This is a genomic window from Pseudomonas sp. 15C (assembly GCF_055484735.1).
The window spans coordinates 1-14,036 of record NZ_JBUDGD010000017.1 but is presented as its reverse complement, the minus strand read 5'-3'; the positions used below and the strand labels follow the sequence as shown (position 1 = coordinate 14,036).

The window sequence follows — 14,036 nt, the reverse complement described above, 5'->3', positions numbered from 1 at the left end:
AGTTACGTGAAAAAAGACTGTCAATAGTCTCGTAACTTAAGACCTTGCAAGCGATACTCGGAGCATTCTTTGTTCAGTCTGGAAATGCTCAAGTGAGAAACGACACGCGCCTGTCGCGCATGCTGCATGTGTTGATTCATATGGATCGTCATGAAAAACGCGCCACTTCGGAAACCATCGCCGGGATGCTTGGCACCAATCCCGTAGTAGTGCGGCGCACCATGGGTTTGCTCAAGGAGCAGGGTTTCGTGACGTCGGAGAAGGGCCATCAGGGCGGTTGGGCGCTGGCCAAACCGCTGAAGCAGATAACGTTGCTGGATATTCACCAGGCATTGGGCACACAGTCGATTTTTTCCATCGGTTTGTCGACGGATCACCCGCAGTGCCTGGTCGAGCAGGCCGTGAATGCGGCGCTGACCCGCAGCTTCGATGAGGCGCAGGCGCTGTTGCTGTCTCGACTGGGCAGTATCACGTTGGCGGATCTGGCGGCGGATTTCGATGCGCGCTTCAAGACCGTGTGCGAGGTCGATCAGGGCTGAGCGGCGGCGCGGCGCAAACGCCACGAGCGGATCAAGCGCCCGTATACCAACAAGTTGACCGCCAGTACCACGCTGCCAAGCGCCAGTTGAATCTGCGGGGTCAGCCCGGCTGGGTAGATGATCGGCCAGATGTAATGCTCAATGAAGCCACCGGCGTACTCGGTCTGCCCGGCGGCGTGGCGCATGAGGTTTTCCCAGTAGGTCAGCGGGCAGGTCAGGTGCAGCAATTCGACCGCCACGCCCCAGGCGGCGGCTGGCAAATGCAGCCACAGCAACCGTGGCCATTTGAGCACCAGCAGCCCGCCAAACAGCACGAACAGAATGAACAAAAGATGAAACAGCACCAGCCCGTCGGCTGCGATTCGGTACAGCATGTCGTCTCCCTGACGTGATCGTGAATGTCGCCATGTTACGCCGGCGCGGGGATTAAAGCTCAGGGCGGACGCCACGCAAGGAGCCCTTGGCTGAAACCTGATCTACGCTTGAAGAAAGACTGTTGACGATGGCAGGAGGTGCGCAGGGTGAATGAGCAAAAGCAGCCTGAAAACGATATGGAAACGGATGAACCGAGTGAAGAAGAAATAGAACGCGAGAAGCGCAAGGAAAAAACCTGGAAGCATGACGATAGCCAGGAGCTTTCCGAACCTGACCGCAAGTTCTAAGCAGTCGATACGAAGAGCCCCGCAAGTGCGGGGCTTTTTTACAGGCTCAAAGATCGTCCAGCTGGGTGAAGTCCGGGTGTGAGGCCCGATAGCCCAGTGTCCTGTCGATCCAGGCATTCAGCTCGTTGACCATCACTGGCGCATGGCCGGGATAGTTTTCGAGGGTACTGCGCAGGGTGCGTTCGATGTCGGGAACGGCACTCAGGTTTCGGGTCTTGATGTAGTGGCCGATAAAACAGTCGAGTTCAAAGCGCTCTGTCGTGGACAGATGAATACACTCCAGGCCACCGACCTGTTTGATTGCAAAATCGTCGCGCAACTTAGTTCTCTGCAAGGCTTGTAGATGTTGTTGGGATCCTGGTTTGTTGACTCTTTGGTCAACTGGTATACCAAATGGAAATGCGGCGCGCATGCTAGCTGTAGTGCAGCGAAATGTATGTACGATGGTCGGGTTGTCTGACAAGCGGTTGGTCTATTTGCGTATCGGTTACATTCGCGGTGTTTCACGGGTGAAACAGCCGTTGTAACGACGCCGATTCAATGGTTCGCTCAAAGGGCGTTGGCCCCTCATTCAACCGGATGAATCAATTCAGCATTCTGGTTACGGACGTTTCCGACGGCTCTTGCGACTTTGTGCCACTCGAACGACTCGCTGCCTTCACCTTCGAACAGCAACATCTGCTCGGCGCGCTCAATGGAGGTCGCCGGATCGAGCCACTCGCGTGCCAGTTTCGGGCACAAAACCACCGGCCGACGATCGTGAACGTCCAGTAAGCCGCCCACCGCTTCGGCAGTAATGATCACAAAACCATCGTCGTCTCGAACCGCGCTTTCGGCTGTGGGAAATTGTCCGATGGCGGCACAGAAAACCGGGCTCTGGTCTGCACGACGAATCAGCCACGGCTGTCGGGTCTTTTCCCCCGTATCGACCCATTCGAACCAGTTGTCGACCGGGACAATCAAGCGATGGCGCCAGATCGCGCGGAAAAACGCACCATGGGCGACTTTTTCCACGCGCGCATTGATTGGCGCGGGGCGATCCCTGGCCCAATGCGGCCGCCAGCCCCAGCGCAGATTGTCGGCTTGAAGATGTGGGCCGTGTTGATGAAGCACTGCCAACGCGGTGGTCGGCGCCGCGTTGAAGCGAGCCAGCGCTGCATCGCCGACGTGATTGATCAAGGCGTCGGGAATGCTCAGTGCGGCGACGAAATCGTGAATGCCGCGGTATTGCGAGAGTCTTCCGCACATGGGCTGAATCTCCGGTTGAAGATTTCAGCTTAGTCGCTGACGTCCCGAGTGGAGGTCACCGCGTCGAATCGCTCATTAAACAACCGAGGTAATGAGCGCCGGAACCAAAGCCTGTGTACCCTATCCAACCTCCGCTCGCGAAGGGCGATGCACGGATGGAAAGGGCGAGGGAAGTTGCCAAACGACAACATGAAGGCAGCGGTCGCGCTCAAGGCAAACATGACATCCGGATTCAAGCTTTTTACTGCTGCGCTCATGGTGCTCGGTCTGGCCGGTTGTATCGCCGCGCCGATAGAAATGACCACGCAAACCGAAACGCGGCTGCGGGGCCAGGCGCCGGTGCGGTTTCTACTGACCTTTGACGACGGCCCCAGTGCTTCGAGCTTGTGGAACCCGACGGCGATGGTCCTCGACGGCCTCAAGGACAATCCGCTGCAAGCGAATATCAAAGCGGTGTTCTTCGTGCAGACCCGGGCGCCGCGAGCGGGCAACAGCGAGATCGGCCGCAGCCTCATGCGAAGAGAACACGACGAGGGGCACATCCTCGGATTTCACACGGCGACCCATTGGCACACCAACCATCGTTCACTCGACCCACAACAACTGGAAGCGTCGCTAAGTAACGGCACGGCCGATATCGCTGCCATCACCGGGGCGCCGCCGAAGTTGCTGCGTCCGCCATTCTGGAATTTCGACAAACGCACCTTCGCGGTGTATCAGCAGCACGGTTTGCGGGTGTTGCTGACGGATCTCAGCGCCAACGATGGCAAGATCTGGGGCTTCAATGCCAGCCCACGCCGACGCGCCAATCTGCTGCGGCAGTTATCCGAAGTGCGTGAACGCATAGCGGCGGGGGCGTTGCCGACGGTGGACGGAGTGATACCTGTGGTGGTGACCTTTCATGACCTCAATCGCTACACCGCGCGGCATACCCGCGAATATCTGCAGATTCTGCTCGACAGCGCCGCCGCTACGGGCGTGAAGCTGGACCGCAAGCCTTTTTATGATGATCACGAAGCGCTGCAAAAAGCGGCGCTGGCGCGCACCGTTGAAAAAAGTTCTGAGCCGGTGAGTCTGCCGGGAATGTGGAACTGGATCTGGGACCATGACTCGCATTGATTTGTGAGCCAGTAGACAAATGCGCGACAACGCAGAGCAACATGCTGATCTATGCTCTACCGATTGAACGGCCCCATCGCCTGCGAGGCGTGCCACCATGCTTGCTCTTGACGACATCTGCCGCATCGTTGAATCAGGCTTTCCCGGGTTTGAATGCGAATGCACACCCGCATCGCATGGGCTGTTGCAGATCAAGGTCTATCGGCCGGGAAACGGCCAGGTCGTGCTGCTGCTTACTGGCGTATCGCCGGAACATCTCGTGACGATCCGCGACGTATCAAATTTCATCGGTGAACTGCGCACGGAGATGAGCGCCGGGCGCCGCGCGTTTGCCGGTTGAGCCTTATAAACGCCGTTGAAACGCTTCAACAATGCGCAGCGTCGCTTCATTGGTATTCAAATGGCGCACCGCATCGAGTGGATGCCAGATGCAATCGATGATTTCGTTCTGCGGCCGCACTTGCTCCAGGTCTGCCACGGACGCTTCGTAAACGTGATGGCGGGTGCTGCCGCTCTGCATTTCCATCAGATACAACACATCGTCGGCATTCAGCCCGGTTTCTTCCTGCAATTCACGCACGGCCGCCTGCGCGCGGGTTTCCCCGGGCTCGACCTTGCCACCGGGCAATGTCCAGTGGCTGCGCGGTTTGCGGACCAGGAGGATGTGGCGATCCTGTTCGCATATAACGGTTGCACGTACTTTCATCTGTTACCTGTTTACGGCTTGTCACGTAATTGTCATCAAACTGCAATATTTGAGCCGCGACCTCGAATAAAGGTTTCAATAAGATTTGAGCGGGCGTGGAGGCGAAAAGTGCAAGATTTCTGCGGGCCGGACCTTGCGACATCCGGTCGGCAAATTCAGCGAGTCAGGGTGTAAGGTAGACCGGTGAAGCTGGAACTGACCGTAAGCAACTATGGAGGTGTCCATGAGCATGCCGATGTTGAACAAGATGCACATGAACGGCTATGACGTGCTTAGCGTGAACAATGGCCCTTGGCGGGTCTGCACCCAGGGTGACCGGCTGGCATCGTTTGCTAGCAAAGAGGAGGCGCTGGCTTACGCTGCAGCACTGCCTGGCTACAAAAAACGCTCGACGTGGGCGAAAAGTCACACGACCCATTGATTGAAAATAAAAACAGCCCCGACATGTTTGCCGGGGCTTTTTATTGAGTGGTCAGGGCAGGGTGCCCTCAGTGCACCTTGATCCGGCTGATGGCACGCGCTTTCACCTCTTTGGCATAGAGTTGCAAACGCTCCTCGTCGCTTTGCAGTACCTCACAAGACCTCATTACCGCTTGCGCGTCCGCTTCGTTGCCGGATTTGCGCAGTTGGTCGGCGATACGTTTCAAGTCGACGGCCGACCATCTCAAGTCCGATGCGACGCTTTGCAGGTCGCGCTGAAGTTCGTGTTCATATTCATTGAGCCGCATGATCATCTCCAGAACATTCTCGGTAGAAAAGAGTAGTCGCATTATTCGCCGATGGGCAAAGCACGTTCGTCTGTCTGTGCAGCTTGTGAAAAGTTGTGCAGATTGCGCCACGGGCGGCGTGCCACGATGGATGTACACCCGGTTACGCGTTACATTCGCTTTTTTTCAGATCAGGAAAACACCATGCGGATATGGATCGGGGGGTTGGCGTTGGCCCTGTTGGCGGGTTGCTCGTTGCCGAGGTCACTCGTGCCGGGTGAACCGAATGTCAGCAAGACCAGCGACAAGGCCCCCAAAGACTATGCCGCGTGTGTATTACCGTTGTGGCAGCGGGATGTGGCGAAGACCTCGCAAACCTCGATTTCCAACGGCTACCGCATCACTGCGCCGAGCGTCATCACCGCGGACGAGATCCTCGACATCGTCAAATACAAGGACGGCAGCCGCGTCTCGTTGTACCAGGGGCCGCCATGGGCCAAGTCCGGAGCTTTGCGCCAATCGGTGCGTGATTGCCTGTAGCCATCGACGGCGTGAAACGCCCGGTGACAGTTGTACGCGAACGGTTTGCCAGCGTGCGCTAGGCTTTCGAATGTCGGTCGGCAAGACCTCGAAGGGAGCCTCGGATCATGGATGATCTGGTCAAAGAAGTCATACCGTTGCTGCAGTATCTGATTCCGGGCTTTTTGTCAGCGTGGATTTTCTATTCGCTCACGGCGTTCAAGCGGCCTGATACATTTGGGCAGATTGTGCAGGCGTTGATCTTTACGTTTGTGGTTCAGGGAGCGGTGTTGGCTGTCAGGTCGTTGTGTTTGTGGATTGGCTCAAAAGGTTTGTCCATTGGGCAATGGGACGCGAGGGCAGAAACAGCGTGGGCAAGCGCTTTTTCGCTGATGCTCGGACTTCTCGCCTGTTATCTGGCCACCGGCGATAAATTGCACGCGTGGTTACGCAAGAGAAACGTCACGAAACAATCTTCTTACCCTAGCGAGTGGTTCTGCGCCTTTGCGCAATATGAGCGTTTCATTACCTTGCACTTGAACGATGAAAGGCGCGTCCTGGGCTGGCCGGTGGAGTGGCCAAGAGAATCAGTCAGCGGTCACTTCGTGATGCAATACCCTCGCTGGCTCAACGATGATGGCCAACCGGCCTCTTATGGTGCTGAGTTTTTGTTGATAGATTCCGCGAACGTCAAATGGGTTGAATTCAGCCCTACATCAGAGGGATCCGCATGCCGACTGCCAGAGCACCACAACCCATGCCAAAACATTTAGAGCGCCTCTTCGTCGGGCCGGATGGAAAAATGCTGGAGGTGCCATTGATCAAGGGGCCGAGCGCGCCGCCTCCGCTCAAGCGCCGGCCGGCAAGATAGATCACTATCCCCAACCTTGCACCACAGCCCGGCGAATCGCTTCCAGCAGCATCGCAAACGCCGGGTTGTCATTGTTCTCCCGCCAGATCAGGTGCAGTTCGCTCTGGACCCCTTCGCCCAGATCAATATCGCGAAACACAACGTTCTTGAACACCACGCTGGTCGCGCAACGCGGTACCAGCGCCAGGCCCATGCCGGCGTTGACCAACGCCAGAATCGTCAGCGATGAACCCAGCCACTGCACATAGTCCGGTGCGACCCGCGCCGAGCGCAGCATGCCGGTCAGCAGTTCGTTGAACGGTGGATAGGCGGCGTGGGAGTACATCAGAAACGGTTGTTGGTCCAGATCGCTCACCAGCACTTCGGCGGCGGTTGCCAACGGATGCGCACTCGGCACGGCCAGCACAAACGGCTCGCGGACCAGGCATTCGGTGGCGTAGCCCGGCTCCAGCAGCGGCGCGCGGGCGATGCCCAGGTCGATGCGCCGCGCGCGCAGGGCTTCGTGTTGCTGATAGGTGTTCATCTCGCTCAGATCGATTTTCACCTGCGGCTGTTTCAGCCGTGCCTCGGCGATCACCTTGGGCAAAAACTCATACACCGCGCTGCCGACGAAACTGATGTTTACCGAACCAATATCACCCTCGGCAAAACGCCGTGCGGTAATTGCTGCCTGCTGGGCGCGCTCGAGCAAATTCTGCGCTTCGATGAAAAATGCGCGCCCGGCGGCAGTCAGCGCAACGCTGCGGGTACTGCGGGTAAACAACTCGACGCCGAGGTGATGTTCAAGCAATTGGATCTGCCGGCTCAGCGGCGGTTGGGTCATGTTCAGCCGTTCGGCGGCGCGGCGAAAATTCAGTTCGGTAGCGACAGTGGTGAAGCAGCGTAGTTGGGTCAGTTCGAACATTGATCTAATCCGGGTATCAATCGAATGCCAAGTTAGATTAGACGGGATCAATACGCGGCGTCCATGATCGATCCATCGCTTCACGCCATTCCTAAAAACAACAAGATCGGGAGTCGCCCCTTGAAAACCCTGCAGAGTCCAGCGGACGTCACGGTGCTCGCCCGCGCCGCCGCCAAGGTAAAGCGCCACGTGCTGCCGCTGTTCGTGGTGATGTTCATCGTCAACTACATCGATCGGGTCAACATCGGCTTTGTTCGCAGTCATCTGGAAACCGATCTGGGTATCGGGGCTGCGGTCTATGGCCTGGGTGCCGGGCTGTTCTTCATCGGCTACGCATTGTTCGAAGTACCTTCCAACATGCTGCTGCAGCGATACGGCGCACGGGTATGGCTGACGCGGATCATGTTCACCTGGGGCGCGGCCGCCATGGCCATGGCGTTCGTGCGCGGTGAAACCAGCTTCTATGTGCTGCGCTTCATTCTCGGCGCGGCCGAGGCGGGGTTCTTTCCGGGGATCATTTATTACTTCACGCAATGGCTGCCAGCCTCCGAACGTGGCAAGACCATGGCGGTATTTCTCAGCGGCTCGGCGATTGCCTCGGTGATCTCCGGCCCGGTGTCCGGTGCGTTGCTGCACATCAGTGGCCTGGGCTTGCACGGCTGGCAGTGGATGTTTCTGATCGAGGGCGCCGCGTCGGTGGTGCTGTGCGCGTTCGTCTGGTTCTGGCTGCAATCGCATCCGCGTCAGGCCAAGTGGCTGAGCGAAGACGAGCGTGAAGCGCTGGTCGCAGCGATTGCCGAAGAGCAGCGTGCCCGCGAAGCGGTGCAGGTGAGCAAGCCGTCAATGTTCAAGTTGCTGGCGGATCGGCAGATCGCGCTGTTCTGCTTCATCTACTTTTCCATCGCCCTGACCATTTACGGCGCGACGTTCTGGCTGCCGAGCATGATCAAGAAAATGGGCAATCTCGGCGACTTCCAGGTCGGTCTGCTCAATTCAATTCCGTGGATCATTTCGATTGTCGCCATGTACGGTTTTGCTGCGATGGCCGGCAAATGGAAATTCCAGCAGGCGTGGGTCGCTCTGACCCTGGTGATCGCCGCCATCGGCATGTTCATGTCGACCATCGGCGGCCCGGTCTTCGCCTTCGTTGCCATCTGCTTTGCGGCGATTGGCTTCAAAGCCGCCTCGGCGCTGTTCTGGCCGATCCCGCAGAGCTATCTCGATGCGCGCATCGCGGCGGCGGTGATCGCGTTGATCAATTCCATCGGCAATCTCGGCGGCTTCGTTGCGCCGACGGCGTTCGGCATTCTCGAGCAAACCACCGGCTCGATCGAGGGCGGACTGTATGGCCTGGCGGCGACTTCGCTGATCGCTGCGGTGGTGATTTTCTTCGCCCGTACGGCGCCGGGCGCCAAAGACAAAACCCCGGCAAAGCCCGCTGACGAAACCGCCGTCGTCGCGACGGCCAGCCCGGCCGCGAGCCACTGAATCGATTGTTGATCTGTCAGGAGCATCATCTTGAAAATCACCCGTGTCACGGTTACTCCGATTGCCTTTCGTGATCCGCCGCTGCTCAACGCCAGTGGCATCCACGAACCTTATGCCCTGCGCTCGATCATCGAGATCGAAAGCGACAACGGCTACATCGGCCTGGGCGAAAGTTATGGCGACGCCCCGGCGCTGGCGATCCAGCAACAAGTGCAGGCGCAACTGATCGGCCTCGACCCGTTCAACCTCAACCAGTTACGTGCGATCGTGCAAGCGACGGTGGCGGCGCATAAGCCTGTCAGTCTGGCCGGAGCCGAGCTGGCGCCGGGTTCCCACGCCAGCAAAGCGGTGAGCAACGCGTACTCGGCATTCGAAGTGGCGTTTCTCGATCTTCAGGCGCACTACCTGAACGTACCGCTGGTGGACTTGCTCGGCGGCGCAATCCGCGAAGAAGTGCCTTTCAGCGCTTACCTGTTTTTCAAATACGCGCAGCACGTCGATTCGCCTTACAAACCGGATGACTGGGGCGAAGCGCTCAGCGAACAACAAATCGTCGCGCAGGCGGCGCGGATGATCGAGGCGTACGGTTTCAAGAGCATCAAGCTCAAGGCCGGTACGCTGCCGCCGGAGCACGAAGTGGCCTGCATCAAGGCGCTGAAAAAGGCCTTCCCCGGCTATCCGCTGCGCATCGATCCAAATGGCAACTGGTCACTGCAAACCTCGATTCGCATGGCTGAATTGCTCGGTGATGATCTGCAATATTACGAAGACCCGACGCCGGGTCTCGACGGTATGGCGCAACTGCACAAACGCACTGGCCTGCCGCTGGCGACCAATATGGTGGTCACCGATTTCGACGAGTTTCGCCGCAGCGTCGCGCAGAACAGCGTGCAGATCGTGCTCGCCGACCACCACTATTGGGGCGGCCTGCGTGACACCCAGACCCTGGCGAAAATGTGCGAGGTGTTCGGCCTCGGGGTGTCGATGCACTCCAACTCGCACCTGGGCATCAGCCTGATGGCCATGGCGCATGTCGCGGCGGCCGTGCCGAATCTGGATTACGCCTGCGACACTCATTACCCGTGGCAGGAGCCGGACGAGGAGGTGATCAAGGGCGGCAAGCTGCCGATTGTCGATGGTTGCGTGAAGATCAGCCGCGCGCCGGGGCTCGGGCTCGAGCTGGATCATGAGCAGTTGGGCAAGCTGCATGATCAATACCTGACGTGCGGGATTCGCCAGCGCGACGATGTGCGGCAGATGCAGCGGTATAAACCGGATTGGAGGGCGGTCAAGCCGCGGTTTTGAGGCAGTCAATGCTGCCGCCATCGCGGGCAAGCCCGCTCCCACAGGTATGTTATGAGACGCAAGATTGGTGAGCGATACCGAATACTGTGGGAGCGGGCTTGCCCGCGATGGCGGCCTGTCGGTCAAAGCGTTTTTATCAGCCAGTCCCGAAACGCCGTCAGCGACGGCAACTTTTCATTACGCGGCGGATACACCAGATAGTAGCTGCGCCGACTGGTGATCGGCTCGCCCAGTTGCAGCAGCTCGCCATTGACCAATTCATCCTCGACCAGAATCCGCGGCACCAGCCCCACACCAATATTGGCTCGTACCGCTTGGATCAGGTGCGAGGTCATTTCAAAGCTCGGCCCGATGCGCATGCTGCGATGGGGCAAGCCGCGCTGGCTGAACCATTCCGTCCATGCCTGAGCGTTGCTGCTGACGTTGAGCAGCAGTTGCCCGGCGATGTGCCGTTCGGCGTCGTCGCGCTCGACGGCGGACAATTGCGCGCTGGCGATCACCACCAGTTCTTCGGTGTGCAAGGGCAGGGCGGTCAGCCCCGGCCAGTCGCCGCCACCGACGCAGATCGCCGCGTCGATTTCGCTGGTATCAAAATCGATCGCTTCGATGCGTGAATGCAGATGCACGGTCATGCCGGGATGTGCGGTGTAGAAATCCTTGAGGCGCGGCAGCAACCATTTCGAGCCGAAGGTCGGCAGCGTCGCCAGACGCAGGCTATGAATGCCCGACCCGAATGCCATCGCCTGCAGCGTCGCGCTGCGTATCTGCCCGAGCGCTTCGGCCAGTTCGCGTTGATACAGGCGCCCGACGTCGGTCAGCACCACTTGCCGGCCTTCGCGAGTGAACAGGCGCATGCCGAGCATTTTTTCCAGAATCTGCACCTGACGGCTGACCGCACTTTGCGTCAGCGACAGTTCGTGGGCGGCGCGGGTGTAACTTTCATGACGGGCGGCGGCCTCGAAAGCCAGCAATAACGACATGGACGGCGTGAGCGTGCGCGGATTCATTCGCAAAAGTCATCAATAGCGGGTCGAATTTACGGTTGTCCCTGAGTCGTTCAGCAATGAACATGGGCACCCTGAGATGGCGGAGCCTGACGCAATCATTCGTTGCGTACAACTGTTCGCCGCCACACGGCCCGATTTTGACCGAGATACCCTGACCGATGATTGCCCAGCTGTCGCCCGCAAGCACCCTCACTGCCGATTATCAGGCGTTCCTCAACGCCCTCAAGGCCAGCGGCTTTCGCGGTGAGATCAGCGCCGATTACGCCAGCCGCGTGGTGTTGGCCACCGATAACTCGATCTATCAGCGTCTGCCCCAAGCGGCGGTGTTCCCGATGGATGCCGACGACGTCGCTCGGGTGGCGAGGCTGATCGCCAAGCCGGCACATCAGCAAGTGGTGATCACGCCACGCGGCGGCGGCACCGGCACCAACGGCCAGTCGCTGACCGACGGCATCGTCGTCGACCTGTCGCGGCACATGAACCGCATTCTTGAGATCAACGTCGAGCAGCGCTGGGTGCGGGTGCAGGCCGGGGTGGTCAAGGACCAGCTCAATGCCGCACTGAAATCCGCCGGGCTGTTTTTCGCCCCGGAACTGTCGACGTCCAACCGCGCCACCGTCGGCGGCATGATCAACACCGATGCCAGCGGCCAGGGCAGTTGCACCTACGGCAAGACCCGCGACCATGTGCTGGAACTCGACATGATTTTGCGTGGCGGCGAGCGTTTGCACGCTCAGGCGCTGGACGAAAGCGAGCTGCAAGCGCAGTGCGTGCGTGATGATCGGGTCGGTGAAGTCTATCGCTGCGCGCGGCAGATCATCGATGAGCAGGGCGACCTGATCAAACAGCGTTTCCCCGATCTCAACCGCTGCCTGACCGGTTACGACCTCGCGCATCTGCGTGAAGCAGATAACCGCTTCAATCTGAACAGCGTTTTGTGCGGCGCTGAAGGTTCGCTAGGGTTTGTCGTCGAGGCGCGGCTGAATGTGCTGCCGATTCCCAGGCACACGATGCTGGTGAACATCCGCTACGCCGGTTTCATGGACGCGCTGCGCGATGCGCGCGCGTTGATGGCGCTCAAGCCGCTGTCGATCGAAACCGTGGATTCGAAAGTGTTGCTGCTGGCGATGCAGGACATTGTCTGGCACGGCGTCGCCGAGTATTTCCCCGCCAGCGCCGAGCGGCCGACTCTGGGTATCAATCTGGTCGAATTCTGCGGTGACGATCCGGATGAATTGCAAGCTCGCGTCGCTGCGTTTGTCGAGCATTTGAGCAGTGATCAAACCGTTGAACGCTTGGGCCATACTCTGGCAGTCGGTCACGCGGCGGTGAACAAGGTCTACGGCATGCGCAAGCGCGCGGTCGGCCTGCTCGGCAACGTCGCCGGCGAAGCGCGGCCGCAACCGTTTGTTGAGGACACCGCGGTACCGCCGCAGCACTTGGCCGAGTACATCGCCGAGCTGCGCGATCTGCTTGACAGCCACGGCTTGCAGTACGGCATGTTCGGCCACGTCGATGCCGGCGTGCTGCACGTGCGGCCGATTCTCGACATGAAAGACCCGCAGCAAGCGGCACTGGTGCGCCCGGTGTCCGATGGCGTCGCCGCGCTGACTCAACGTTACGGCGGGCTGCTCTGGGGCGAGCACGGCAAAGGCCTGCGCTCGGAATACGCGCCGGCGTTTTTCGGCGAGTTGTACCCGGCGCTGCAAGCGCTGAAGGCCGCGTTCGACCCGTTCAATCAGTTCAACCCCGGCAAGATCGCCACGCCGGCCAACACCGATGCGGCATTGCTGAAAATCGATGAAGTGACCCTGCGCGGCGAACTTGATCGACAGATCGATGAGAAGGTCTGGCAGGACTACGGCGCGGCGATGCATTGCAACGGCAACGGCGCCTGCTACAACTTCGATCCCGATGACGCCATGTGCCCGTCGTGGAAAGCCACCCGCGAGCGCGCACAATCGCCCAAGGGCCGCGCCTCGTTGATCCGCGAGTGGCTGCGGTTGCAGGGTGAGGCGGGTGTCGACGTGTTGTCCGGGGCGATTCGCCGACCGGCGTTTTTTGCGACGTTATGGCAGCGCTGGCGCAACACGCGGGCCCGGTCGGCGGATTTTTCCCATGAGGTCTATGACGCCATGGCCGGTTGTCTGGCGTGTAAATCCTGCGCGGGGCAATGCCCGGTCAAGGTCAACGTGCCGGATTTTCGTTCGCGTTTTCTTGAGCTGTACCACACACGGTATCTGCGTCCGGCGCGGGATTATCTGATCGCTTCGCTGGAGTACAGCATTCCGTACATGGCGCGAATTCCGGCGCTGTACAACGGCTTGATGGGTGCGACGTGGGTGCGCAGAGTGCTCGAGCGAGTCGGTGGCATGGTCGATGTGCCGTTGCTCAGCCGTTTCGATTTTCACGCCGCGATGCGCCGCTGGCTGGTGCAGCCGGCAACCGTTGCGACGCTGTCGGCGCTGACACCGGCGCAGCGTGAACGCAGCGTGGTGATCGTGCAGGACGCGTTCACCCGCTATTTCGAAGCGCCGCTGCTGGCGGATCTGGTCGAAATGATTTCGCGCCTGGGCTATCAGGTTTACCTGGCGCCGTTCAGCGCCAACGGCAAACCGTTGCATGTGCAGGGCTTCCTTTCGGCGTTCAACCGTGCGGCGCTGCGCAATGCGCGGCAGTTGCGTGAATTGGCGGATCTCGGCGTGCCGTTGCTGGGCCTCGACCCGGCCATGACGCTGGTGTATCGCCAGGAATATCTCAAGGTTCCCGGCCTGCAGGATTGCCCGGAAGTTCAGCTGGTACAGGAGTGGTTGCTCAAGGTGATGCCCGAGCAGGTGCCGCCGCACAGCGAAGCAAAATTCCGTCTGCTCGCCCATTGCACCGAGAAAACCAATGCGCCCGCTGCGACCCGCCAATGGGAGCAGGTGTTCGAGCGTGCCGGATTGAAACTGACAACCCAGG

General features: G+C 59.4%; 17 protein-coding genes. 10 read left to right on the top strand and 7 right to left on the bottom strand.

Annotated features, from left to right (window positions below):
• The first annotated feature begins 92 nt into the window (after positions 1-92).
• Positions 93-539: an Rrf2 family transcriptional regulator gene (locus ACYYKW_RS11510; protein ID WP_093100761.1), complete on the top strand. Its 447-nt coding sequence runs from the start codon at positions 93-95 to the stop codon at positions 537-539.
• Here ACYYKW_RS11510 and ACYYKW_RS11505 read toward each other — a convergent pair.
• Complete coding sequence (locus tag ACYYKW_RS11505) at positions 530-913, bottom strand: DUF2784 domain-containing protein (protein ID WP_336355507.1); 384 nt, start codon at positions 911-913, stop codon at positions 530-532. The genes ACYYKW_RS11510 and ACYYKW_RS11505 overlap by 10 nt on opposite strands.
• A 147-nt stretch (positions 914-1,060) precedes the next feature.
• Between ACYYKW_RS11505 and ACYYKW_RS11500 the strand changes: the two genes are divergently transcribed.
• Positions 1,061-1,201 (top strand): hypothetical protein, encoded by a 141-nt coding sequence (locus ACYYKW_RS11500; protein ID WP_157720839.1) that lies wholly within the window; start codon positions 1,061-1,063, stop codon positions 1,199-1,201.
• Positions 1,202-1,247: 46 nt separating this feature from the next.
• Here ACYYKW_RS11500 and ACYYKW_RS11495 read toward each other — a convergent pair whose 3' ends face one another.
• On the bottom strand, positions 1,248-1,520 hold the full coding sequence (locus tag ACYYKW_RS11495; protein WP_090284184.1) for a hypothetical protein: 273 nt from the start codon (positions 1,518-1,520) through the stop codon (positions 1,248-1,250).
• Between the two features lie 248 nt (positions 1,521-1,768).
• Positions 1,769-2,449, bottom strand: a complete 681-nt coding sequence (locus ACYYKW_RS11490) for an SOS response-associated peptidase family protein (RefSeq protein ID WP_464990157.1) — start codon at positions 2,447-2,449, stop codon at positions 1,769-1,771.
• Between the two features lie 219 nt (positions 2,450-2,668).
• Here ACYYKW_RS11490 and ACYYKW_RS11485 point away from each other — a divergent pair, with 219 nt between their 5' ends.
• Positions 2,669-3,568, top strand: a complete 900-nt coding sequence (locus tag ACYYKW_RS11485) for a polysaccharide deacetylase family protein (RefSeq protein ID WP_464990156.1) — start codon at positions 2,669-2,671, stop codon at positions 3,566-3,568.
• A gap of 97 nt (positions 3,569-3,665) precedes the next feature.
• A complete protein-coding gene (locus ACYYKW_RS11480; protein WP_336355509.1) occupies positions 3,666-3,908 on the top strand; it encodes a DUF1652 domain-containing protein in 243 nt (80 codons plus the stop codon).
• A gap of 3 nt (positions 3,909-3,911) precedes the next feature.
• On the opposite strand, the gene ACYYKW_RS11475 is transcribed toward ACYYKW_RS11480, so the two are convergent.
• Positions 3,912-4,274 carry an NUDIX hydrolase gene (locus tag ACYYKW_RS11475; protein WP_090284179.1) on the bottom strand — a complete coding sequence of 121 codons (363 nt, stop codon included), beginning with the start codon at positions 4,272-4,274 and terminating at the stop codon, positions 3,912-3,914.
• A gap of 223 nt (positions 4,275-4,497) precedes the next feature.
• Here ACYYKW_RS11475 and ACYYKW_RS11470 point away from each other — a divergent pair, with 223 nt between their 5' ends.
• Positions 4,498-4,695: a DUF2188 domain-containing protein gene (locus tag ACYYKW_RS11470; protein WP_464990155.1), complete on the top strand. Its 198-nt coding sequence runs from the start codon at positions 4,498-4,500 to the stop codon at positions 4,693-4,695.
• A gap of 67 nt (positions 4,696-4,762) precedes the next feature.
• On the opposite strand, the gene ACYYKW_RS11465 is transcribed toward ACYYKW_RS11470, so the two are convergent.
• The gene (locus ACYYKW_RS11465; RefSeq protein WP_093100776.1) at positions 4,763-5,002 is read right to left on the bottom strand and encodes a hypothetical protein; all 240 of its coding nucleotides are present in this window, start codon (positions 5,000-5,002) and stop codon (positions 4,763-4,765) included.
• Between the two features lie 183 nt (positions 5,003-5,185).
• Between ACYYKW_RS11465 and ACYYKW_RS11460 the strand changes: the two genes are divergently transcribed.
• Both ACYYKW_RS11460 and ACYYKW_RS11455 read left to right on the top strand, forming a co-directional pair.
• Positions 5,186-5,521, top strand: coding sequence for a hypothetical protein (locus tag ACYYKW_RS11460; protein WP_090284175.1), 336 nt, complete (start codon positions 5,186-5,188; stop codon positions 5,519-5,521).
• 107 nt (positions 5,522-5,628) lie between these two features.
• Positions 5,629-6,273 carry a DUF6338 family protein gene (locus ACYYKW_RS11455; protein WP_090284174.1) on the top strand — a complete coding sequence of 215 codons (645 nt, stop codon included), beginning with the start codon at positions 5,629-5,631 and terminating at the stop codon, positions 6,271-6,273.
• Between the two features lie 102 nt (positions 6,274-6,375).
• On the opposite strand, the gene ACYYKW_RS11450 is transcribed toward ACYYKW_RS11455, so the two are convergent.
• Entirely contained in the window at positions 6,376-7,275 is a 900-nt protein-coding gene (locus ACYYKW_RS11450; protein WP_090284172.1) for a LysR family transcriptional regulator, read from the bottom strand.
• A 120-nt stretch (positions 7,276-7,395) separates the two neighbouring features.
• On the opposite strand from ACYYKW_RS11450, the gene ACYYKW_RS11445 reads away from it, so the two are divergent.
• Positions 7,396-8,763 carry an MFS transporter gene (locus ACYYKW_RS11445; RefSeq protein WP_464990154.1) on the top strand — a complete coding sequence of 456 codons (1,368 nt, stop codon included), beginning with the start codon at positions 7,396-7,398 and terminating at the stop codon, positions 8,761-8,763.
• A gap of 30 nt (positions 8,764-8,793) precedes the next feature.
• Entirely contained in the window at positions 8,794-10,068 is a 1,275-nt protein-coding gene (locus ACYYKW_RS11440; protein WP_464990153.1) for a glucarate dehydratase family protein, read from the top strand.
• A 122-nt stretch (positions 10,069-10,190) separates the two neighbouring features.
• On the opposite strand, the gene ACYYKW_RS11435 is transcribed toward ACYYKW_RS11440, so the two are convergent.
• Positions 10,191-11,075 (bottom strand): LysR substrate-binding domain-containing protein, encoded by an 885-nt coding sequence (locus tag ACYYKW_RS11435; RefSeq protein WP_093100793.1) that lies wholly within the window; start codon positions 11,073-11,075, stop codon positions 10,191-10,193.
• A 158-nt stretch (positions 11,076-11,233) separates the two neighbouring features.
• On the opposite strand from ACYYKW_RS11435, the gene ydiJ reads away from it, so the two are divergent.
• The coding region (gene ydiJ, locus ACYYKW_RS11430; RefSeq protein ID WP_464990152.1) for a D-2-hydroxyglutarate dehydrogenase YdiJ at positions 11,234-14,036 on the top strand (2,803 nt) is incomplete at its 3' end.